This window comes from Tychonema sp. LEGE 06208 (genome assembly GCF_015207505.1).
GTDB lineage: Bacteria > Cyanobacteriota > Cyanobacteriia > Cyanobacteriales > Microcoleaceae > Microcoleus.
In genome coordinates this window covers 1-22216 of the sequence record NZ_JADEWT010000007.1, presented here as the reverse complement: position 1 = coordinate 22216, position 22216 = coordinate 1, and the positions used below count along the sequence as shown (strand labels likewise).

Here is a 22216-nt window from a genome sequence, read left to right as displayed (position 1 = left end):
GCAAACAAGTCTCACCCATCTAACTTACCGTTCACTTTCCCGTTAAAGCCGTAGACTTCACGACTGCCGACAAACGGTACTAATTGCACTTCCCTTTCATCTCCGGGTTCAAATCGGACTGCCGTTCCCGCCGGGATATCCAGCCGCATTCCTTTTGCTTGTTCTCGATTAAATGCCAAGGCTTCGTTCGCTTCATAAAAGTGATAGTGGGAACCGATTTGAATCGGTCTATCTCCCGTATTTCCTACAAGCAAGCGCACTGTTTCACGCCCTGCATTTAATTCAATTTCGCCTGCTAAAACAATCATTTCTCCCGGAATCATATCTATCTCCTGCGAGTTGTTGCGGTAGAATATTTAACGAATCGGATCGTGCACTGTCACCAACTTAGTGCCGTCGGGAAAAGTGGCCTCAACCTGCACTTCGTGCACCATTTCCGGTATCCCTTCCATGACATCTTCCCGCGTCAGGAGAGTTGTCCCGTAGCTCATTAAATCTGCGACGGTGAGGCCGTCTCTAGCTCCTTCTAAAATCGCGGCGGAAATGTAGGCTAGTGCTTCTGGATAGTTTAATTTTAAGCCTCTTTGTTTCCGGCGCTCTGCTACGAGGGCGGCGGTGAAAATCAGCAGTTTGTCTTTTTCTTGGGGGGTGAGTTGCATTTTTATCCTGGTAAGGGCGATCGCATTATTTGCTTAAGTTCGGCTATCAATTATACATCAAATTTGATATCGAAGTAGCTGTCAATGATACAATTTTTGAATTCAGAAAACCCTATTTTATCCAAACTCTGGGCAAACAGCAAGGGCGTTCTGAAAAAGATAAGCGCAACAAGTGCCAAATGCTGACAAACCAGTCTCTCGCTGCGGTGGTGGATGAACCGCGATATCGGCACAGCAAACCGTTAGGAATACGAGTCACGCCGACGGTTGAATTACCCGGATAAATTGTTGCCTCAGATGGCAAAGCTCGCAATTTTTCCACGAGTTCTGCTGTAACAGGTTCGCCGATCCAAGCGAGGGTAGCAACTACGGGTTTTCCTGCTAAACCGTGAGGACTTTCGAGCATTTGCGATCCACCTTTGAGCAATTGTCTGTCAATCCATAGAGGGCTGTTTTGTTGCCAGACTTCGGTGTGCGAGATCCATTCTCCCGACAAGAACTTTTCGCCTTTAGCACTGCGTCCGAACCGGGTAATTTCCCACAGCAAAATCCTCGCTGCCGGTGCTAATTTTACCCGCAGATTTTGCTGATAAATTGCGCCGTCGAAAACGATTGTTTCCTGCGGTAGCCATTCTAAATTAGCACCAGATTCTAGTTTAATATCGATATTTTGTTGTGATTTTAGTCCGCTGCTACGATAGATTTTACTAGCAGCGGCGCTGGTAATCAAGGCTTTGGTGTTGGGTTGGAGATGAAAATTGCTGGAAAGGCGATCGCCCCCGACAACTCCCCCAGCCGTGTGCAAAATGACGCTGTGACAAACCTCTTTCCCTTCAGGATAAAACGGGCGCTGTACCTTGAGGGGCGCTTGCATTTGATTGTGGATGATTTGAGTTGCGCCGCTGCGGTTGGCGTAGACTAAATTGAGGCGGCCGTGCCATCCAGTTTGAATGTTATTTGTAGGTTGTTCAGTCGAGTTTTGAATCACCAGGTGGCTTATGACAAAAGATAACAATAATACAAGATAGCAGATTATACTACTTAATATGCGTTTTAAGTTATCCTCCCATGCCAGCCACCCCTGAAAGCCTCCAGAAATTCGTCACCTACTGCCAGCAAAACATTACAGGCGATGAAAAAGGACAAGCACAAGTGTTTTTAGACCGCTTCTTTCGGGCTTTCGGGCACGAGGGGGCATTGGAAGCCGGCGCAACCTATGAGGAACGCATAGAAAAAAGCAGCAAAAAAGGTCAAATGGGATTTGCTGATTTGGTGTGGAAAAAGCACGTTTTGATTGAAATGAAAAAGCGCGGCGAAGATTTGACTAAAAGAGAACACCGCACCCAAACAGAACGCTATTATATTCGCCTCAAAAAAGACGATCGCCCGCGCTACGTCATGATGTGCAATTTTGACGAATTTCACATTTACGATTTCGACCTTCAGCCGGATCAGCCTGTAGACATTATATCCCTAAAGCAATTGCCCGCGCGATCGCCCGCTTTTGCCTTCATGGAATCTACCAGCCGCCGCCCCATATTCAAAAACAACCAAGTCGAGATTACCGAAAAAGCTGCTAGCAGAATGGGGATGCTGCTGGAAATGCTAATCGATCGCGGCCAAGAGCGCAAATTTGCTAAATTTAATCAGTTTCAAGCACAGCGATTTGTGTTGCAGTGCGTCTTAGCAATGTTTGCCGAAGATCGGGGACTTTTGCCGCCTGCACTCTTTACTCGCTGCGTCAAAGATTGTCTGGAAGGAGCAAGTTCTTACGATGTCTTGGGCGGCTTATTTCAAGCCATGAATCAGCAGGGAGTCACGCCTGCGGGACGTTATGAAGGAGTCGATTATTTCAACGGCGGATTGTTTTCTGAAATACATCCCATTGAACTGCAACAGGGAGAATTGAAAATATTAGAAGTTTGTGCAGAACAAAATTGGAGTCAGGTACGCCCTTCTATTTTTGGCAATATCTTTGAATCGGCTTTGAAAACAGATAAAAAACAGCGCCGCGCTTACGGGATTCACTTTACTACAGAGGGAGACATTCGCCGCATTGTTCTGCCGACAATTAGCTATTACTGGGAAGAGCGAATTAACGCTGCAAATACCGTAGCCAAACTGCAAAATCTGCACCAAGAATTAGGTCGCTATCGCGTGCTAGATCCGGCTTGCGGTTCGGGTAATTTTCTGTATGTAGCTTATCAGGAACTGAAGCAAGTTGAAAAGTTACTTTTAGATAAGCTAAACGAGTTCGACGGTACAAGAGGTTATATTAATTTAGTCACGCCGCAGCAATTTTACGGCATGGATATTAACTCGTTTGCGGTGGAGTTGGCGCGGGTGACGCTGATGATTGGCCGCAAAGTGGCGATCGACAATTTGGGATTGAAAGAGCCTTCTCTGCCTTTAGATACTTTGGATAAAAATATTGTCTGTGCTGATGCTTTATTTACTGATTGGGTAAAGGCTGACGCGATTATCGGGAATCCTCCGTTTTTAGGCGGCAAGCACATGAGAATTGCCCTGGGAGATGAATATATTGACCGCGTGTTTAAACGCTTTCCTGATGTGAAAGATTCGGTTGATTTTTGTGCTTATTGGTTTCGCATTGCTCACAATAATTTAGCACTAAATGGTAGGGCTGGTTTAGTTGCTACTAATTCAATCAGTCAAGGTAAAAGCCGTGCTGCTACTTTAGATTATGTCGCGCACAATGGCGGTCACATTTATGCGGCAGTTTCTACTCAGCCTTGGTCTGGGGAAGCTAAGGTTCATGTTAGTTTGATTAACTGGAGCAAGGAAAAGCCGAAAGTTTACTATTTAGATAATCTCGTGGTTTCCAGTATCAACTCTTCGCTGCAAGCTACGATTGATGTTTCTCAAGCTGCTAGGTTGTCAGCGAATTTAAACAAATGCTTTCAAGGTGTAATTCCTCTTGGCATGGGGTTTATTGCTAGCGAACAACAGGCTCAGGATTGGATGAAAGCAGATTTAAAGAATCAAGATGTTCTCAAGCTGTTTTCAATGGGTGCAAACTTAGCTAAAAATCCACACGGTAGACCTGAACGTTGGATAATTGATTTCAATGAGATGATGATTGAAGAAGCTATAGATTATGCAATCCCTTTTGAGCATATCAAAGCTACTGTCAAACCAGAACGGGATAAGAACCGCAGGGATACTAGGAGAATTAATTGGTGGAAGTTTGGCGAAAATGCTCCAAAAATGAGAAAGGCGATCGCCCTTTTATCTCACTACTTCACCGTACCGAGAGTCTCAAAGTGGGCTGTCTTCATTCCCGCTCCCGTTAGTTGGCTGCCAGGAGACAAATCAGTAGTTGTTGCCTCTGATGATTTTTATGTTTTTGGCATCCTCACATCTAAAGTTCACCGTACTTGGATGAACGCTCAAAAATCAACTCTCAAAGCAGATATCGCTTACACCCACAATACCTGCTTTGAAACTTTCCCATTTCCGCAGACACCGACTCGTCAATCAGTCGAGCAAATTCGCGTAACGGCGCTGGAATTGCACGAATACCGCACTCAACAAATGTCAGCAAAACAGTGGGGAATTACTCAACTTTACAATAATTTTTTTGAAGAACCAACAAGTCAGCTTTATAAACTTCATGAAGCGCTCGATCGCGAATGTAATGCAGCTTACGGATTTACTGACAGCGACGATATTTTAGCAAAACTGCTGGAATTGAACCTAGAACTGGCAGAAACCGAAAAACAAGGTCAGCCCATAGTTGGGCCCACAGCCCCGAATTAAGCGAAAATACTAACTGCCAGGTAAAATTTTTTATCCATTTCCTCTGCAATTCTTGCCCAGCATCAAGACAAAATTGAGATCCATCCCCAAATCGGACTGGGTACGGAATTTGTGATTGCTTTGCTTGTGGCTGCCTAAAACACGATACACACAAATTCACGATTTTTTTCAGAAGTCGAGAATCGGCGTGTATCGCACTTTCAACCTAAATTTGATGGGGGTGGAGGGACTTGAACCCACACGACCGTTTCGGGTCAACGGATTTTAAGTCCGTAGCGTCTACCATTCCGCCACACCCCCCTTTAGTCAAATTGCTGTGGATTTGATTCACTGACAGCAACAGCCTTTTATTCTACAACCAAAACCCCAATTTACGCAACCCCTAATCTAAAAATTCTCAAAACTCGCGCTGCATCTCGCCAAGCGGTACAATAGTTAACCAGCTAGCGGAGCGTCTGTGCCCCCTTACCGTTGTTATTATTCCCCTAAAGCAAATCTATGTATATTACCTTGCTGCTTTACGCCGTGTTAGCAGGAGCCTACCTCCTGGTAGTACCGGCCGCCACCTACGCTTACCTGAACAGCCGCTGGTACGTGGCCACGTCTTTTGAGCGCGGCTTCATGTACTTCTTGATGTTCTTCTTCTTCCCCGGTATGTTTCTCCTAGCTCCCTTTTTGAACTTTCGCCCCAAACGGCGGCAGATTGAAGCCTAAATGCGACGTATTGACGTAATTGGAATCAGTCTCGGCTTTTTTGTAGCAGGTGGCATAGTCTACTTGCTACTGCAATTCGCCGGACTCGACAGCATGAATGCAGGGATTTGGAGTCAGTTATTTTTGGTTGCTGGCTTGATTGGCTGGCTGGTGACTTATTTATTTCGAGCCCTGACTCAAAGTATGACCTACAGCGAGCAACTGAAAGAGTACAAAGATGCTGTCTTGCAGAAGCAGCTAGATGCACTCACTCCTGAAGAGTTAGCCAAACTTCAAGCCGAAATTGAGCAGGAAAAAGATAATTAGTCAATAGTCATTAGTCCTTGGTCATTAGTCATTAGTCCTCAGTTATTAGTTATTAGTGTTTTTTAGGCGTGCGAGGATGTCGCTCGCTTCGGGCAACTGACGACTGATGACTAATGATTGAGGATGGAAAGCGAGTTCTTAATCTCGCACTAATGACAAGGTTCGAGAGCGATGACGGCACTGATAACTAATGACTATTGACCAAGGACTATTGACTGATGACTAATGACTAATGACCAATGACCAATGACTAATAACTAATGACTATTTCTAATTGTTTTGAAACGTTGCGAAAGAGCAACAAATGTGCATTAATTCCTTTTATTACTGCTGGCGACCCAGATTTGGAGACAACGGCTAAAGCACTGCAAGTTTTGGATGATAACGGTGCTGATGCGATCGAGCTTGGCGTTCCCTATTCTGACCCGCTAGCTGACGGGCCGGTGATTCAAGCTGCTGCTACTAGGGCCCTGCAGCGGGGAACGCGGTTAGATCCGGTGCTGGAAATGGTAGCCAAAGTTAGTCCGAATTTGCGATCGCCCATTATTCTGTTTACCTACTACAACCCGATTTTGTACCGAGGTATAGAAACCTTCTTGCAGCAAATCAAAAGTGCTGGAGTTCAGGGATTGGTTGTACCCGATTTGCCCTTAGAAGAAGCCGACAATCTCATCCAACCAGCCAACAAATTAGGGATTGAACTAACATTATTAGTTGCTCCGACAAGTCCCAAAAATCGCATAGAAGCGATCGCCCGCCAGTCTCAAGGATTTATTTACTTAGTCAGCGTAACCGGGGTTACGGGAGTGCGCGAAGGCTTAGAAACGCGAGCAAAAGAGTTGCTGCAAGAAATTCGTAGCATCACCGACAAACCCATCGGTGTCGGTTTTGGTATCTCGACACCGGAACACGCTCAACAAGTCAAAGAATGGGGTGCAGATGCTGTGATTGTTGGCAGTGCTTTTGTTAAACGCTTGGCCCAAGGCACTCCAGAAGAGGGTTTAGCAGCGGTAGGCGAATTCTGCAAGAGCTTAAAAACAGCGATTCAATGATAGCAACTGTGCAGATACTTTCAGCCATTAGACAGATGCGGGCGATCGCCCCGTGTCGCCACAATTGGGATTAAAGACCTTGTTGTACTTGAGATCATACACCTCCTTCCTTCTGGTTCTTGACCAGAAGGTTTTTTTTACTCCCACAACACAAAACCTTTCAACCCAGCGCGCACTTCCCGCCAAACGCTCAGCCAAGCAGGGAAAAGGCATTGCCGTATCCGGCGCACACAACTACGATTTTTAATAATTGGTATGAGATGGAGGATTGTCCGTTTTTTGTTCCATCTTGCATCAGTCAAATATCAACCCAACAACGGACTTTTCGGGCAAGCTGTCAACTGTTTCCTGTTTCCTGTCAAGTCTTCCATCTTTCTTCTTCCATCTTCAATCGAACTGATGACGTTGTACGGAAAGCTCGGAGGCGACAGCAAAACATGACTGATGACTGATGACTAATGACTAATGACTGATGACTAATGACTGATGACTGATGACTAATGACTAATGACTAATGACTAATGACTAATGACTACAACTTGAGGAATCTAACTTGAGGTAGATGAAAAGCTCCTGTTATTATTTATATATTGTAAAAAGTGTTTAAGTTCCTCTAGTTTGTAATGCTAGCCATCTACAAAACTACCAGGAATTAGAGCATATCACAATAGAAATAGAAAGGATCATTTTTATGAACAGACTAACTGCTTTTCTGAAAAAAATTCGAGCTGTACAAATTTTAACAGTGTTTCTGGCTGGCATTTTAGTATTAGTGAGTACGGCCTGCAGTAGCCCTGATGTGAGCGCAACAAAAACTGATGGGAGCGCAACAAAAACTGATGTGATGGCAGCAAAAACCTCCGACCAAATTAGAGAAGAAGTGCCTTCTGAGGCTGTAACTTCGGTATATAAAGGCGGCCAGAATCAATACAGCGATGACGATCCCAGAAACACAACTGTTACAGCAGCAGAAGCAAAAGCTCAGCTTCTCAAAGATGAAGCCCAGCGCCGCATCGACACCAAATCTAGCAGCGATGTGGGCGAAAATGTGCGGCGGGTAAAAGAAGATGCGTCCGACAAACTTGACGAAATTGGCGACAAGGTGAATGAGAATTCTCGCACGGTTCAGCGCAAAGCTGATAACTTTGGCGACAAAACCAAGGAAGGCTTTGCTAACCTTAAAGAAAACACTCGCGACGGCTTGAAGGGAGCAAAAGAGATTGTTAAAGAAGCTACCGACGGAGCGAAAGAAAGAGCAGCAGAGGGTACTGAGTCTCTGAGATATAATACCAGCGGCGGCAAATAAAATGTCACAGATGCAGCGCGAAATGCAAAATAGAACGCTGAAGATGCCTCGGACAATTTTCGCTCGAAAGTGAATCGAGATATTGACAGAACTCAACGAGCAGCAGAAAGAGCGGCAGATGCGATCGACTAATTTCAAATAACGTTGAGAAACGAAGCAATATTAATCTTTTGGAGATTGCTTCGTTGCTCGCACAGAACCAGCAATATACAGCGTGTTCCAGATTTATGAGGTGTACTTCATATAAACCTGGGATGCGCTGTATCTTTTTGCAGGAGCCATTTTACTGATTTCACGATCGAGCTATATTAAATTACTTAATTATATAAAGTATTCTTTAAGACATTATTTTCCCGTGTTACTACTTGGATTTGGCATTAATTTAACTGCATTTGAGATGAAACGCAGCAATTTACACGTAAGTAAAAGACTCTAAATTCGATCGCCTAAGTATAAAATGTTGTTTGGTAGATAACTATAATTTGCGATCGGCCACTAGAAAATTATGCTGTTTATACCCTAAGATAGATACATTAACTATTGTCAAGTTAGACTCTGGACTGGGATAGGCCAAAATGGCTGCAACAGTAGAGGTAGTAAATTTGACAGTAATGCCCGGAGATTGCCCGATCGCGCAATTATACGCCGATTGTCGATCGGCTGCTGTCTCGGCGGCACCCGAAAAACACTCGCAACCGACTAGCAGCAAACGGGAGCATCTGTGTTTTGCAAGAAGCATTTTTTTTACAGTGTCCTCGGGCTCTGGCAAGCTGTAAAATACGCGAATTCTTGAGGTGTTCGGACTATAAATGCAAAACTGAGTTGCATCGCAGTTGTTAATTGCATCGATCAAAATAGTCCTTAAGCGAACAGAAATTCTCGACGAACCAGAAAATATCAGAGTTATTTACTAATATATGAAACCTCCCAATATTTGAATCAATTTTGACTGTTGTCTGCCAGATAGAGCGGTATAAAATCGGTTTAAAAAATGCGAAAGATGCGCGATATATTGTCGCCGCAATCCGAAGCAGATCGATAGGGGGATGCAGACAAACTTTATTTGGAAAATTTTGTTGTGATGCTAGTAACAATGATGCACGACTTTTACGATGCGCTGGCACATTTGGCAACCTATACAGATGCCGCACCGACGGAGCGCCAACAAATCCTGAAGCGCGTTGAGACGAGTCAGAAAAAACTCAAAGAATCCGCGCATCTTACCCCGATCGATTACCAGCACAAGTTCGATCTGGTTGAGGCAGAATTGCGGGGCCTTTTGGGGCAGAAAGCAGAAGCAATGGAATTGTACGATCGAGCTATTACTGGAGCTAAAGCTAACGAATATGTTAATGAAGAAGCTCTCGCCTGCGAACTCGCTGCTAAATTTTACCTCTCCCACGGTAGAGAAAAAATTGCCCTAGTCTACATGATAGATGCCTGCGATTGCTATGCTCGCTGCGGAGATGCAGTCAAAATTGAAGACTTAAAAAAACGCTATCCTCAATTGTTATCGCCGATTTTGCCGCCAGCAACAGTCGCTGCAAATCCATTAGCAACTGCCGTCATACCTCCTAATCAACATCACTCGGTGCATCCATTTATTCATTCATCTGTGTCGCGTCAACTGTCGGATTTCGGAGTTTTTTCAACTCTGCTAAAAGCTTGTCAAGCGCTTTCTAGTGAAATTGAACTCGATCGACTGATTGCCAAACTGATGCAACTGGCGATCGCAAATATAGAAGCTGACAAAGTAGCGCTGCTGTTACCAAACGGCAGTAAATGGGAAGTGGCTGCAGCAAGGGCGATCGACAGTTTGGGCGTCGAAAGGGCGATCGGCTTACCATCAGCAGCACTCGATAAAAACAGCGATATCCTGCCCCTGAAAATTGTTGACTGCGTTAAAAACTTGTTGAAACCTGTGATTGTGCGGAACATTGCTGAAAATTGCGATCGCGATTCCGACTCCTACATCCAGAAATACCAACCGCAGAGCCTGTTATGTTGGCCGATTCTCGATCGAGACAACTTAGTCGGCATCTTGTATCTAGAAAATCGGTTAACTGCAGGAGTTTTTACGCGCGATCGCTTGCAATTTCTCAATCTCCTGTGTTCCCAAGCAGCAATCAGTTTATCAAACGCTATACTTCATAAAAAATCTCAAGATTACGGTCAACAATTAGAGCGATTGCTAACAAAATTTAGCCGCACAGAAAATCAGCTTGCCGAGCAGAAACAAATGTTGCAAGCGATACTTGATGTCGCTCCAATTTGGATTTGGATGGTGAATCCAAAGGGTAAAGTACATTTTTTCAACAATACCTTTTGCAAGGATGTGGGCGCGCCTCTAAGCGCTTTTTTAGCTGCCGAGCATTACAAAGATATACTGGGGGAAAATGCAGCAAACTGTTTGGTTTCAGATGCCGCGTGTCTTGCCCAAGATTCGCCGCATTACTCCAGCGAAACTCTCACATTAGTTGACGGCAAACAACACTATATAGAAGTCACGAAAGTGCAGTTAAAAAATTCCCAAGGCGAGACGGTTGGGATTATTGGTTTGGGTGTTGATGCCACGGATCGCAAGCAAGCAGATGAACTTTTGCAAAAGCAAAATCAACAACTAGAACAAACTTTAAAAGATTTGCAGCAAGCGCAACTGCAAATAGTACAAAGCGAGAAAATGTCGGCTTTGGGCAATTTAGTCGCCGGAGTCGCCCACGAAATCAACAATCCAATTGGATTTATTTCTGGCAATTTAAGCGAAGCTAAAAGAAGCTTGGCAGATGTTATAGAACATTTAGAATTGTATCGCTCCGATGCACCAAAATCGGAGAAGGCTAATCATGCCGAAGAGGTAGACCTCGATTATCTTTTGGAAGATTTACCGAAGATGATTGATTCAATGCAAGTCGGGTGCGATCGCATTTCTAGCATCAGTACCAGCCTCCGCACCTTTTCCCGAGGAGACAAAGACTACAAAGTTCCTTTTAATATTCATGATGGCATTAATAGCGCTATTTTAATTTTGAAACACCGCCTCAAAGCCAACGAATGCCGCCCGCAGATCGAAGTAATAACTAAATACGGCAATCTCCCTAAAATTCAATGTTTTCCAGGTCAATTAAATCAAGTTTTTATGAACCTGCTGGCCAATGCGATTGATGCCTTAGAAGAGTCAAACTTAGGACGCAGTTTTAACGAAATTGCCATTAATCCCAACCGCATCACTATTTGCACTGAGGTACTGGGGGAAGGGCAGATTCAAATTAAAATTGCTGATAACGGCACCGGGATGCAAGAGGAAATCAAAAAGTATATATTCGACCATTTGTTTACGACGAAATGTGTCGGAAAAGGCACTGGATTAGGGTTGACCATTGCCCATCAGATTGCGGTAGAAAAACATGGTGGCAGCATTGAGGTGAGCGCGGAACACGGAATTGGGACTGAATTTGCGATCGTTTTGCCGGTGAAAGGATAAATTTTAATTACAGCAGTTTAGTAAGTAGGCTATTACTGAGATGTTGCACCTGTGGCAAAAACCGGGTTTCTGACCGCAAATTTAGCATCACAACCTATATCTCTCGTTCAGAAACCCGGTTTTTAAGAGCTTATGGAGAATGGTGCAAGATGTGAGTTATTACAAATAATTAACATGAGGTGGGGGAGAGGGGGCGGGTTGATAAATATTGTGGATGTGATTGAAAGATTGTTGGTAAAACCCGCCCCTATAAATACTACAGGTAATTTACCCAACATTATCTAATTTATTAATTTGGCAAACTCAATTTCAATACCTGTCCGACTGATACTTCGTGCTTGTGAGTTGCTACCACCACCGCACCTTCCAATCGCGGATCGTAACATCCAACCCAAGCTGCAGGATGGCATTCGTGCACTAAATACCCGTACAGCCAAATAGCTCCTCTACCTTCAATGACAATTCCTTGGCTGAATTGAACGCCTTCGGGAATTTTCAAACCTTGTAAATCATCGGGTGTGATAATACCATCTTGAGTGGCAATTCGCAAGCGCAAATGTTGGTAAGCTAAACCGTCTTGAGTTTGATTGGGGATGATTTTTAATTCAATAGGATTCATGGGATACACAAATGTTGAATGCTGTTGTAAAATAATATGCTTTTTAGGGTAAATTGGGAATCAGATCGCCCACTTTCAATCCCAATTGAGCCGCCCTTCCGCCTTTGAGTTCAATAACTCCGTCCACGGGGACATCCGGGCCGTAGTTGGGGCAGGTGTCGCTCAAACACGGCGGTACGTTGGGAATTATCGCTTGCACTACGCCTTCGCGCAGAAAAACCATATCGAGTTCGACTGACACGTTTTTCATCCAGAAACGCACGTTTCGCGCGGGGGCGATCGGGAAAAGCATTCCCCTGTCTTCGGGCAATTCTGTGCGAAACATTAAGCCAATTGCTTGTTCTTCGGGAGTTTTCGCCACTTCTAGTCCCAGGGGGCGATCGCCCACAATAGTATTCACAGAAATTGGCAAAAGTTGACCCATATCCATCCCGCCAAACAGCGATATAAAGTTGGTTTCTGTCAGGTTAGGTTTTCCCAAAACAACTCCTAAATAGTTGCCAGAATTTTTATTTTGCATGACAGTTTGGTTGTCAGAAACAAAAATGTTCAAATCGCTAAACTTTATGTGATCGGTCAAGACAATTTTATCATTGCCGCTGCCAAAATCTGTAATTACATCAGCTTCATTAATAGTAGGTGCGGCGGAAGTTGTGTCAATCACAAATAAATCATCGCCCGCGCCTCCTGTCAAGATATCCTTACCTTCGCCGCCGATTAGCAAATCGCTACCCCGATCGCCATTAATCCAATCCGAATCTTGTCCTCCATAGATTGTATCGTTTGAGAGGCCTCCAAACAGGGTATCAGCACCTTCATTTCCCGCGAGTAAGTCATTGTCGCGATCGCCAAAAATCAGGTCATTTCCCGCCAAACCTTGAATCGTATCATTACCTGCAAATCCTCTAATCGTATCGCTGCTGGGGGTTCCTAGGAGAAAATCGAAGCCGAAAGTACCGCCGATGTTAACCATTTAGTTTTTAATGATGGCTTTAATAAAAGGAAGCTTTGGCGATCGGCATTCGCCAACCGGTACCAAAAGCTCGATCGCTAATTTTCAAACCAGGGGCTGCTTGTCGCCGTTTAAACTCCGATTGCCTGACTAATTTTACTACAAATTTAACCACCGCTGCATCGTGTCCCGCCGCCACAATTTCTGGGACAGATTGGTGATATTCGATCGATCGCTGCAAGATATCATCCAAAATATCATAATCCGGCAAAGAATCTTGGTCAACTTGTCCCGGTTTCAGTTCAGCACTAGGAGCTTTACTAATAATATTAACCGGAATTATCTCCTTGCTAGGGGAAGGAGACGGAGGCACTTTCCCTGCATATCCGCCAGCATTCAGCCACCGACAAAGCGAATAAACTTGACTTTTGAGTACGTCAGAAATCACCGCCAATCCGCCATTCATATCGCCGTAGAGAGTGCAGTAACCAACCGACATTTCTGATTTATTACCAGTGGAAAGCAGCAAATGTCCGAACTTATTAGAAATTGCCATCAACAGATTGCCTCGAATCCGGGATTGAATATTTTCCTCAGCAATCCCGAAAGTTGTATTGACAAACAAATCGGCGAGAGTGCGATCGTAGGATTTCATCAAATCGCCGATCGGCAACAGTTCGATCGCCATACCCAGATTTCGGGCTAATTCCAAAGCATCATTAACCGAATGATCCGAACTGTAAGGAGAAGGCATCAACACCCCCAGCACATTTTCCGGCCCGATCGCGCAACTGGCGATCGCCGCCACCAAAGCCGAATCTATCCCGCCGCTCAAACCGAGTACAACCTTAGAAAAACCGCACTTGCGAACATAATCTCGCACTCCCAAAACCAAAGCAGCCCAAATTTCTGCATCTCCCAAGGGCGGATCGAAACTTAAATCAGTTGCAAAACCGGAATTTTGCCCCTTTTCGCCGCTAATTAAATCTTGTTTTTTTTCGTCATATTCCAGCACGGCAAAATCCGTTTCAAAAGAATTCAACACCTGAATCAAATCACCCTTTCGATTCACCGCCAAACTGCTGCCATCAAAAATAATATCATCATTTCCCCCTACCTGATTAGCGTAAACAATCGGTATTCCCCAGCGAATGACACTATGCTGCAACATCGCCGATCGCACTTTCCGCTTCCCGACAGAATATGGCGATGCCGACAAATTCACCACCAAATCCACCTCCATTTTTGCCAAATCAGCAATCGGATCGCCCGCGTAACTGCGTTGACCCCAAAACTCCCGATCGTTCCACAAATCTTCACAAATTGTCACGCCAATTTTCAACTCGCCAACAGTAAAGTAATTGCTACTTTCTCCCGGTTCAAAATATCTATCTTCATCAAATACATCATAAGTAGGCAACAAGCGTTTATGAAAAACTTGTTTAATAGCACCATCTTGCAACAAAACAGCGCTGTTAAACAATGCTTTTCCGCCTAATTGAACAGCATGAGCATTAGGTACGACAGTACCGACTACAACCGTCAAATCCGGCGGCAAATTCCGCGCCAGTTGCTGCAACTGTGCGGCCGCGGCTGCAATAAAACTCGGTTCGATCAATAAATCGCGCGGCGGATAACCAATCAGAGAAAGTTCCGGTGTTAGCAATAAATTTGCACCTTCCACCCTGGCTTTTTTCGCACACTCCAGAATTAGATTGGAGTTGCCCAAGATATCACCAATAGTAGGGTTGAGTTGTGCGATCGCAATTTTCATATTACCAATTCACCTCATAAATATTGCTAACAGTCCGCCGGCGCGGACTCAATTTCCTAATAGTTCTAGATGTGAATTTAGGGAAGCATTACTCAGACTTGTAATGTTTCAACTCTTCTTCAATATAATAATTTACCAAATCGCGGTAAATATTTTCTACCACATCAGGGTTCAAACCCGATTCTTTAGCCCACTCGCGTCGCTGCTGTAACATATCATGAAAGCGATCGGCGGCTCTAACGTTAGCTTCACTCGTTTTGAACCTTGCTGCTGCGATGACGTATTTAAATCTCTTGCTCAAAGCGTCGATCACTTCTCTATCGATGATATCGATTTCCTCCCGCACTTCGTGAATATTGGCGCATTCATCAGGGTCTTTCATCACCGTCACTCCTTAATAGCTTCTATTCTTATCTTACTAAATCGATCCCCGAATGTCAGTCTATTTTAGATTTTAGATTAAAGAATTTTAGATTGATTCCATAGATGAATCTGGGACATTGAACAAGAAGTGAAAATTGGGCTTTCCACTACTTCATGTCATTTTTCAAAAATCGTGGAACAAAACAATTTTTAGGCTCGTTTATTCTTCCCGATAAGTAATATCCTGTCCGTTCGATTGACCGCAATCAGCAAGGTTCGTAAAGGTTCGTAGTGCGGACGGTCGCCCGCACTACGAACGGCATAATTTTGGATAGGGACACACCATAGAAATACTTCTCACCTTTTTGAAAAAGGCTATAAGTCGGGGGCTGTCGTTTTTGGGCTTTGTCATCCAAGAAACATTTAGATAAACACCAGTGGCTTATTTTTGAAAGGAGCAAAAGCTGCCGCATCAAAGCGGTACAAACTAGCAGGGCGGCCGGCCCCCCGCGAAACTTTAACTTTGGTGTCGCACAAAAAACCCAATTTCAACAATCTAGCTCTAAAATTAGAATAATCCGAAAAATTTTCTCCTAAAATAGTAGTATAGAGTTGATACAAATCGCTCAAGGTAAAAAGCTCCGGCAAAACTTCAAAAGCTACGGGACTGTATTCAAGTTTGTTACGCAGTCGCCGGTATCCGTATTCGAGAATTTGATTGTGATCGAAAGCTAGCTTAGGAACTTGTTGGACGGGATACCAAGCAATTCCGCCGACGCGGTGGCTGACACCGGCAACTACACTTCCAGCAATTAATTCAGCTTCTTCAAACCGAACCAAAGCAAAATAACTCACCGAAAGATAGCGATCGCCCCTGGTAAATTCTCGAGGATCGCGCCCCGCTTCTCCAAAAGTATACAGTTGCTCTAAATACAAATTTTTGACCCGGATTTTTTCAGACAAAATTCGGTAAGCTGCTTGTTCGAGAGACTCTCCGTGTCGCACCAAAGTACCGGGAAGACTCCAACAGTCGATAAAGGGTTCGTCTTGCCGCATTACCAACAGCACCAACAAGCGGTTCTGCACGGTATCGACGGAGAAAATCACATTATCTACTCCTACTTTAAAGTCAGCTAATGAGCAACTTTCTCTCTTTTTTGTGCCTCGTGCCATGCGTACAAATGCTCCCGATTGATGTAATCTTCAATGGTCGGAGTTAGGGCTTCGGTGTCTCCTGTTTCGCGATAGGAGGTAGAAGAAACATTGGGAGCATTCAAAGATGCGATCGCCACCTCTGCACCCATCCGCCTCAACTGCCACAAATCTAATTGTTCTGACGGATAACCCGGGCGCGGTACGATCAGCAACTCCACTTGTTTTAACAATTCTTCAAATTTGTACCAGCGAGACAATTGTCCCACCAAATCCGAACCTATTACCAGAGTCAACTCTGCATCCGGCCACTGCAATTTTGCTTGTTCCACAGTTTCTAGCGTTCTCGAACTGCTGAGTTCTGGATGCAGACAAAGATTGTGTCTGGGCGAATTAATTTCTTGAATAATTAACAGCAGCATTGCCGATCGGTGTTCTAGAGAAGTTTGGTGCGACTTAAAAGGATTGTCCGACGCCCAAACTGCTACCCAATCAAAATGCTGGGAAAGCCAATTTAGGATAGTTTTGTGTCCCGCTGTAGGCGGATCGGCACTGGTTCCAAAAAGAGCAATCTTCTGCATAGGGAATCGGTAATTGGTAATTGGTAATTGGGAATGGGGAATTGTTGAGTGTTGAGTGTTGACTGTTGACTGTTGACTGTTGACTGTTAAATGTTGACTGTTAAATGTTGACTACTGACTAATGACTAATGACTAATGACTAATGACTACTGACTACTGAATCTTTTTCGTTTTTTGAGTGAGACTCTGCAAATCTGTAGAAATTTCCACCGTCGGCGAAATCGGGTTGTCAATTTGCCGAGTTTCGGCTCGAAGACTGGCGACAGAAGCAGCAGTTCGTTTGGCGATCTCCTCCAAACTTTCCTGGTTCTGCACTCGTTTCCCATCCTTGACAACCAACTCCATTAATGGTACATAATAATCGCAATTGTTAATAGTTTCGCCGGACAATCCCAAACAATCTCCGAGAATTTGCCCATTTTCAATATGTCTAAAAATTTGCTTTCTTCCTGGATATGTTACCTTGCCGCTTGCCTCTTTCATCACCGGAATTCCGTCAATTTCCACTAACTTATAAACACCGTTCACAGGCGAACCGCTCACCAACTTGGTTCCCAAACCGTAACCGTCAATGCAAGCGCCCGCACTTTTTAATTTAGCAATTTCTCGATCGTCCAAATCGCCGCTAGCAAAAATTGGAACGCCCGGAAGGATCGATCGCACTTCCCGAGAAAGCGCCACCAAATCACCCGAATCCAGCCGCACGCCTTCCAACTGCATTTCACCGCTGTTGACTCGATCGGCCAACATCCGCGCCGCCGCCACAGTATCGTAAGTATCGATTAATAGCGGTGCACCGGGAAAACAGCGGTGAAAAGCTGCAAACGCCTGATTCTCGCTGCCTTCGAGAGTCGCCACAGCCATCACCAAAGCGTGAGCCATAGTACCGACAGGTTTGCGGCCCAACTTCAAAGCAGCCAAAACATTAGAAGTGCCGTCGAACCCAGCAGCCAGAGCCGCCCTCGCCGCCCACACAGCAGCTTGCGGCCCAAAAGCCCTGCGCGTCCCGAATTCCAGCAACTTAGCATCCGGGCCCGCCACATCCCGCAGCCGCGCAGCCCGCGTCGCGATTAAAGTTTGATAATTGATCGCATTCAACAAATAAGTTTCTACCAACTGAGCTTGCCACAGAGGAGCCTCAATTCGCAGCAGAGGCTCGTTAGCAAACACCGCCGTCCCCTCCGCAACCGCCCAAACATCGCCAGTAAAGCGGGCTGTGGCAAGTAGAGTCCAAAATCGCTCCGGTGCGCCAGCAAAAATTCCGGTGGAGTGCAAAGCTTGAATTTGCGACTGGGAAAACCGAAATTTCTCCAGATAGTCGATAACTTGAGCCAAACCCATCGCGATCGCGTAGCCAAAATTCTCTGGTAGCCGGCGGGCGAATAATTCAAAACTCGCAGGGCGATCGTCGATCGCTTCCCCGACGTAACAAGCCGTCATCGTTAGCTGGTAGAGATCGGTCAACAGGCTGTAATCTGCTGAGGAAACAGTCAATTCTTGGTCTTCTTGGATTTCCTCAAAATTTTTGAGGTACAGGCTCTCAGTGGCAGTTTTCATGGTCAAACCCCGGACAAGCTTCTTTATTTAATTATAGTGACTAACACCATATATTTTTGTAAATTTTTGATAAACCTGGCATGGCGCAGTATAAACATTTCGGTTTTTGGACGCTAAAATGCTTGTTTATGTGTAGGGGGCGCGGAGTATTATGGTAGAATTAATAAAAATAACTCAGTTAGGACTAACCCAAAAAACCCGGCTTCTGAGAAAAATCCTGCATCTAATCGAGAGATATTGACGCAGAAACCGGGTTGAAGGCCCCGCCCGCGTTCTGGGTGAGTGTTAGATCCCAGGCTGCTAAAAGTGCTGTGGGGGTATGGAAATTATGTTTGTTTAGCCGTTCCTCATTTAATCCAAAATAGCTAGTTTCATCATCTTCAGCTTGCTTCGATAGTTGCAGACTAATAAGTAATTAGAACAAATATTGCTAAAGCGATCCAAATGCAAAAAATAAGAGTAATCTAAAAGTATCCCAAGCCACACAAGAGAGGCGGATTTTATGAATCTTTATAAATCTGTTGTAAACGCAATGCGTTACGTTTCGGAAGCAGCCTCGCGGATATTTAGACGCAGCGATGACGATTATCCCAACACTGGCGTTCAGCCTTTTGAAGGTACGCCACCCAAAGGTTCTAAATGGGAAAAATGAGCAGCCGATCGGGGAGTTTCTAGCGATGCAGGGAAAGGCATTCTGTTTAACAGTCAACAGTCAACAGTCAACAGTTAATTGTTAACTGTTGACTGTTGACTGTTAATACTAATTGTAGGTTGGGTTTCACTTCGTTCTACCCAACCTATCAATTACCAATTACCCAAAACTGATTCAGGAAAAAGGCGATCGCCGCACTGCCGATCGGCACAGTCAAATTGTCAATTCCCAACTTAGAAACCGACTCCAAAGTAGCAGCAACCAAAGCCACAATAGCGGACACAACCAAAGTTTGCCAAATATTGCCGCCTGCAGTTAGCAAAATCAAACTGCTAACAGCAAAACTCACTAAATACATAGTTGCAGAACCTTCCCAACTTTTCTGGATTCCCCAAACTCGATAAATATGTTTGCCGTATTTCTGGCCGATGACAGCAGCCAATCCGTCGCCCCAAGTCATGACTAAAATGCCCAAAGCAGCGTATTCCTGATGTTGCAGCGGCCAAAACCAAGCGACGAGAACGCTAATACTCACAGCATAGAAAAAAGTCCCGAAACTCTTGCGGTTGATACTGTTAAGACTGGGCAAAATCGGCAGTTGGTAGGAAATTAGGGCGATCGCACCTGCTAAAACCCCCGCCGAAATTCCCACCCAGCCCGGTATTTGCAGCCACCAAGCCAGCAAAATCACGTTCCCAGTACCGATGTGAACCACCTTCCGCGATACCTCTGCACCGACAGCAGTAAAGCGGTTTAACCCCTCAGCTACCAATAAAATCACACCCAACCAGGCTCCCACGAGGGAAATTTGCAACCACACAGTGGGAATTTCAGAAAATATAGACACGATAATTTAGGAATAACTTCGATCGGACACGGTTTACTACTTTACAGTCGTCTATTATAATTTACAGCATAACAAAATCAATAGGAAAATAGATTTTATGACTGTGGAGTATGTATTAATTATTCATGAAGTAGAAAATTATCAAGCTTGGCAAAAAGTATTTCACAATTCTGAGAACCTGCGAAAAGAAGCTGGCGAGCGATCGTATCAAGTTTTAAAGTATGAAAATGAACCCAACAAAATTGTTCATTTCAGTGGCTGGACATCAATAGCAGATGCCAGGGCATTTTTTGAGTCTCCGAGACTGGTGAAAATTAGAGAAGAAGCGGGAGTTAAAGCTCCTGAGTTTGTATATTTAGAGCTATTAGAGTCAGGAGTCTTATAACTCTGATTGATGGTTATTTTATCAACTCCCGCACAAACTCAAACGCCCTCCCCCGCCACTCCACGGGTAGCAGCGATAATCCCAAACCCGCCCACATTTTCGCCTCAGAAACTGACTTTCCAGCTCGCACCATTTGTCGCCCTTTTGCAGTTTCACCCACCTCAATCAGCCGCAAACCAAGCGCTAATTGAGTTCCCGCGAGCCTTTTGAGCCTGACTGTTTCGAGCTGCTCTGACTCAAATTCGTAGCCGGTCAAATAGCGCAATTTATCGCTTAAATACGGAATTGCCCGATCGACTCCTTGTTGTTCTGCATGAAATCGATACTCCATCAATAACTCTGGCAAGTAATAGCATTTTTTGTTCGCAATTGCAAGTCTCACAAACAAATCGTTATCTTCGCAATTTTGCAAATTCGGCCGCAGAAATCCTACTTCTTGCAGCGCGGGGCGGCGAAACAAAGTCGCCCCTATTTGCAAACTCTGTCTCAGAAAAACTGTCGAGAGCAAATCTTCAATAATTCCAGCCGACAAATCGGTGCGCCCCCACCGCTGCGAATTCAGTTTAGTCTCGGCTTCGTCAATATTGTTGTGAATGTCGATCGCCCAGTGATCGGTACTGACAAAATCAATGCTGGGGTCTTTATCTAAAATAGCAGATGTCCGCTCTAGAAATTGCGCTCTCAGGCGATCGTCATCGTCAAATTTGATAAAATATTCGCCCCTTGCCGCCGCAAAGCCCGATCGCATATTATTACTTTTACCGATATTCTGCGGGTGACGAATGTAGCGAATTCCTGGCCCTACAAATTCTGACATTAACAGCGGAGTGCTGTCAGTCGAGCCGTCATCGCAGACAATTAATTCAAAATCTGTATAAGTTTGATCTAACACGCTGGCGATCGCACTAGCCAGCAAATGCACTCGATTGCAAGTAGGAATGCAAACGCTAATTTTCGGCACAAACAAAAACCATTTTAGATTTTAGATTTTAGATTTTAGATCTGAAATTTTAAACTTTAGACTGCCCCAAATTAAAGTCTTCTTTCTTCCTGATGCCCAATCCCTCCGCTTCGCTCCGCCCAATCCCTCCGCTTCGCTCCGCCCAATCCCTCCGCTTCGCTCCGCCCAATGACTAATGACTAATGACTAATGACTAATGACTAATGACTAATGACTAATGACTAATGACTAATGACTAATGACTAATGACTAATGACTAATGACTAATGACTAATGACTAATGACTAATGACTAATGACTTCTTCCTTTTTTAACTCAAACGAGCCGTACATTCAAGAATTAACTTTTGATTCACCAAAGCAAAGGGTTGAATTTCCAAAGCGCGGCGAAAAGCTCCAATAGCACTCGTGTATTCTCCCAGGGCAGCGTAGCACAAACCAAGACCGTGCAGCGCCCCAAAATGTACCGGGTTCAATTTGAGGACAATTTCGCAATCATGAATCGACTTTTTATAATTTCCTTGGGTATAGTGAAGTACGGCGCGCCGATTCCAAGCTTCAGCAAAATCCGGCGATTGAGCAATCAGTTTCGTCAGCAAATCCAAAGCGTGGCGAACATCGCCGGCACTTAGCGAAACTTGCGATCGCCTGAGAATTTGCATCCCATAATCACCCTTCTGGTTAAACCAAGTCCGCCAGAGTTCTGTAGTCGCCCGATCGCGCACGCTTTCTTCGGAATTTTTTAAGTCTTGGAGCAGCGCTTTGATAGATAATTCGTCCATAGTGAGAAGATTGTTAAAAAAGTTTTATCCGTCAATCTTATCGCGACAGCGGCAATTTGATTTATCCAATATCCCATGCAAATTTTGATGCTTTCCTCGACTTTTCCCTACCCGCCAAGCCGCGGAGGAACTCAGGTAAGGACTTTTAATTTATTACAATACTTGAGCCGGCGGCATGATGTAATTCTCGGCACTGTGCGATCGCCCGATGTCACCGACGCACAAATCGACGCATTGCGAGGGCAAGTGACAGAATTGGCAGTTTTTCCCCACCCGCAGATACCCCCCCAACCC

Annotated in this window: 23 protein-coding genes, 1 tRNA gene and 1 pseudogene; 9 read left to right on the top strand and 16 right to left on the bottom strand. The window is 44.7% G+C overall.

The window, feature by feature from the left end; translation table 11 throughout:
- Positions 1-11 precede the first annotated feature (11 nt).
- The 3 genes from IQ263_RS03230 to IQ263_RS03220 all read right to left on the bottom strand — a co-directional run bounded on the left by IQ263_RS03230 (position 12) and on the right by IQ263_RS03220 (position 1647).
- On the bottom strand, positions 12-323 hold the full coding sequence (locus IQ263_RS03230) for an urease subunit beta (RefSeq protein WP_194066148.1): 312 nt from the start codon (positions 321-323) through the stop codon (positions 12-14).
- A gap of 33 nt (positions 324-356) precedes the next feature.
- Positions 357-659 (bottom strand): urease subunit gamma, encoded by a 303-nt coding sequence (ureA, locus tag IQ263_RS03225; RefSeq protein ID WP_015179363.1) that lies wholly within the window; start codon positions 657-659, stop codon positions 357-359.
- 112 nt (positions 660-771) lie between these two features.
- On the bottom strand, positions 772-1647 hold the full coding sequence (locus IQ263_RS03220; protein ID WP_194066147.1) for an urease accessory protein UreD: 876 nt from the start codon (positions 1645-1647) through the stop codon (positions 772-774).
- A gap of 80 nt (positions 1648-1727) precedes the next feature.
- On the opposite strand from IQ263_RS03220, the gene IQ263_RS03215 reads away from it, so the two are divergent.
- Positions 1728-4439, top strand: coding sequence for a class I SAM-dependent DNA methyltransferase (locus tag IQ263_RS03215; protein ID WP_194066146.1), 2712 nt, complete (start codon positions 1728-1730; stop codon positions 4437-4439).
- 215 nt (positions 4440-4654) lie between these two features.
- On the opposite strand, the gene IQ263_RS03210 is transcribed toward IQ263_RS03215, so the two are convergent.
- Positions 4655-4739 (bottom strand) — tRNA-Leu (locus tag IQ263_RS03210).
- A 198-nt stretch (positions 4740-4937) separates the two neighbouring features.
- On the opposite strand from IQ263_RS03210, the gene ndhL reads away from it, so the two are divergent.
- The 3 genes from ndhL to trpA all read left to right on the top strand — a co-directional run bounded on the left by ndhL (position 4938) and on the right by trpA (position 6511).
- Entirely contained in the window at positions 4938-5153 is a 216-nt protein-coding gene (gene ndhL, locus IQ263_RS03205) for an NAD(P)H-quinone oxidoreductase subunit L (protein WP_193972727.1), read from the top strand.
- Positions 5154-5459 carry a DUF3007 family protein gene (locus IQ263_RS03200; RefSeq protein WP_194012153.1) on the top strand — a complete coding sequence of 102 codons (306 nt, stop codon included), beginning with the start codon at positions 5154-5156 and terminating at the stop codon, positions 5457-5459.
- Positions 5460-5719: 260 nt separating this feature from the next.
- Positions 5720-6511 (top strand): tryptophan synthase subunit alpha, encoded by a 792-nt coding sequence (gene trpA / locus IQ263_RS03195; RefSeq protein ID WP_194066145.1) that lies wholly within the window; start codon positions 5720-5722, stop codon positions 6509-6511.
- A gap of 27 nt (positions 6512-6538) precedes the next feature.
- Here trpA and IQ263_RS03190 read toward each other — a convergent pair whose 3' ends face one another.
- Entirely contained in the window at positions 6539-6724 is a 186-nt protein-coding gene (locus IQ263_RS03190) for a hypothetical protein (protein ID WP_194066144.1), read from the bottom strand.
- A 478-nt stretch (positions 6725-7202) separates the two neighbouring features.
- Here IQ263_RS03190 and IQ263_RS03185 point away from each other — a divergent pair, with 478 nt between their 5' ends.
- Positions 7203-7817: a DUF6658 family protein gene (locus IQ263_RS03185; RefSeq protein ID WP_194066143.1), complete on the top strand. Its 615-nt coding sequence runs from the start codon at positions 7203-7205 to the stop codon at positions 7815-7817.
- Between the two features lie 475 nt (positions 7818-8292).
- Here the strand turns inward: IQ263_RS03185 and IQ263_RS03180 are convergent, their stop codons facing one another.
- The gene (locus tag IQ263_RS03180) at positions 8293-8556 is read right to left on the bottom strand and encodes a hypothetical protein (protein ID WP_194066142.1); all 264 of its coding nucleotides are present in this window, start codon (positions 8554-8556) and stop codon (positions 8293-8295) included.
- A 342-nt stretch (positions 8557-8898) separates the two neighbouring features.
- Here IQ263_RS03180 and IQ263_RS03175 point away from each other — a divergent pair, with 342 nt between their 5' ends.
- Entirely contained in the window at positions 8899-11298 is a 2400-nt protein-coding gene (locus IQ263_RS03175) for an ATP-binding protein (RefSeq protein ID WP_194066211.1), read from the top strand.
- A gap of 289 nt (positions 11299-11587) precedes the next feature.
- On the opposite strand, the gene crn3 is transcribed toward IQ263_RS03175, so the two are convergent.
- The 7 genes from crn3 to IQ263_RS03140 all read right to left on the bottom strand — a co-directional run bounded on the left by crn3 (position 11588) and on the right by IQ263_RS03140 (position 18296).
- A complete protein-coding gene (gene crn3, locus IQ263_RS03170) occupies positions 11588-11917 on the bottom strand; it encodes a CRISPR-associated ring nuclease Crn3/Csx3 (RefSeq protein WP_194012148.1) in 330 nt (109 codons plus the stop codon).
- A 43-nt stretch (positions 11918-11960) separates the two neighbouring features.
- Positions 11961-12890: a DUF192 domain-containing protein gene (locus tag IQ263_RS03165; RefSeq protein ID WP_194066141.1), complete on the bottom strand. Its 930-nt coding sequence runs from the start codon at positions 12888-12890 to the stop codon at positions 11961-11963.
- A gap of 19 nt (positions 12891-12909) precedes the next feature.
- Positions 12910-14643: an NAD+ synthase gene (locus tag IQ263_RS03160; protein WP_194066140.1), complete on the bottom strand. Its 1734-nt coding sequence runs from the start codon at positions 14641-14643 to the stop codon at positions 12910-12912.
- An 88-nt stretch (positions 14644-14731) separates the two neighbouring features.
- Positions 14732-15025, bottom strand: coding sequence for an isochorismate lyase (locus IQ263_RS03155; RefSeq protein WP_194066139.1), 294 nt, complete (start codon positions 15023-15025; stop codon positions 14732-14734).
- 404 nt (positions 15026-15429) lie between these two features.
- A complete protein-coding gene (locus IQ263_RS03150) occupies positions 15430-16179 on the bottom strand; it encodes an NUDIX hydrolase (RefSeq protein ID WP_194013067.1) in 750 nt (249 codons plus the stop codon).
- Positions 16140-16739 carry a nicotinate-nucleotide adenylyltransferase gene (locus tag IQ263_RS03145; RefSeq protein ID WP_194066138.1) on the bottom strand — a complete coding sequence of 200 codons (600 nt, stop codon included), beginning with the start codon at positions 16737-16739 and terminating at the stop codon, positions 16140-16142. Before IQ263_RS03145 ends, IQ263_RS03150 begins: the two co-directional genes overlap by 40 nt.
- Positions 16740-16892: 153 nt before the next feature.
- Positions 16893-18296, bottom strand: coding sequence for a nicotinate phosphoribosyltransferase (locus IQ263_RS03140; RefSeq protein WP_194066137.1), 1404 nt, complete (start codon positions 18294-18296; stop codon positions 16893-16895).
- Positions 18297-18798: 502 nt separating this feature from the next.
- On the opposite strand from IQ263_RS03140, the gene IQ263_RS03135 reads away from it, so the two are divergent.
- Positions 18799-18948: an isochorismate synthase gene (locus IQ263_RS03135; RefSeq protein ID WP_194066136.1), complete on the top strand. Its 150-nt coding sequence runs from the start codon at positions 18799-18801 to the stop codon at positions 18946-18948.
- A 148-nt stretch (positions 18949-19096) separates the two neighbouring features.
- Here the strand turns inward: IQ263_RS03135 and IQ263_RS03130 are convergent, their stop codons facing one another.
- Entirely contained in the window at positions 19097-19795 is a 699-nt protein-coding gene (locus IQ263_RS03130; protein WP_194066135.1) for a diacylglycerol/polyprenol kinase family protein, read from the bottom strand.
- Positions 19796-19892: 97 nt separating this feature from the next.
- On the opposite strand from IQ263_RS03130, the gene IQ263_RS03125 reads away from it, so the two are divergent.
- Positions 19893-20180, top strand: coding sequence for an antibiotic biosynthesis monooxygenase (locus IQ263_RS03125; protein WP_228049764.1), 288 nt, complete (start codon positions 19893-19895; stop codon positions 20178-20180).
- 13 nt (positions 20181-20193) lie between these two features.
- Here IQ263_RS03125 and IQ263_RS03120 read toward each other — a convergent pair whose 3' ends face one another.
- Both IQ263_RS03120 and IQ263_RS03115 read right to left on the bottom strand, forming a co-directional pair.
- Entirely contained in the window at positions 20194-21141 is a 948-nt protein-coding gene (locus IQ263_RS03120; RefSeq protein WP_194066134.1) for a glycosyltransferase family 2 protein, read from the bottom strand.
- Between the two features lie 310 nt (positions 21142-21451).
- Positions 21452-21922, bottom strand: a complete 471-nt coding sequence (locus tag IQ263_RS03115; protein ID WP_194013113.1) for a tetratricopeptide repeat protein — start codon at positions 21920-21922, stop codon at positions 21452-21454.
- Between the two features lie 75 nt (positions 21923-21997).
- Between IQ263_RS03115 and IQ263_RS03110 the strand changes: the two are divergent.
- Positions 21998-22216: pseudogene (locus IQ263_RS03110) on the top strand (glycosyl transferase family 1); the annotation flags it as partial.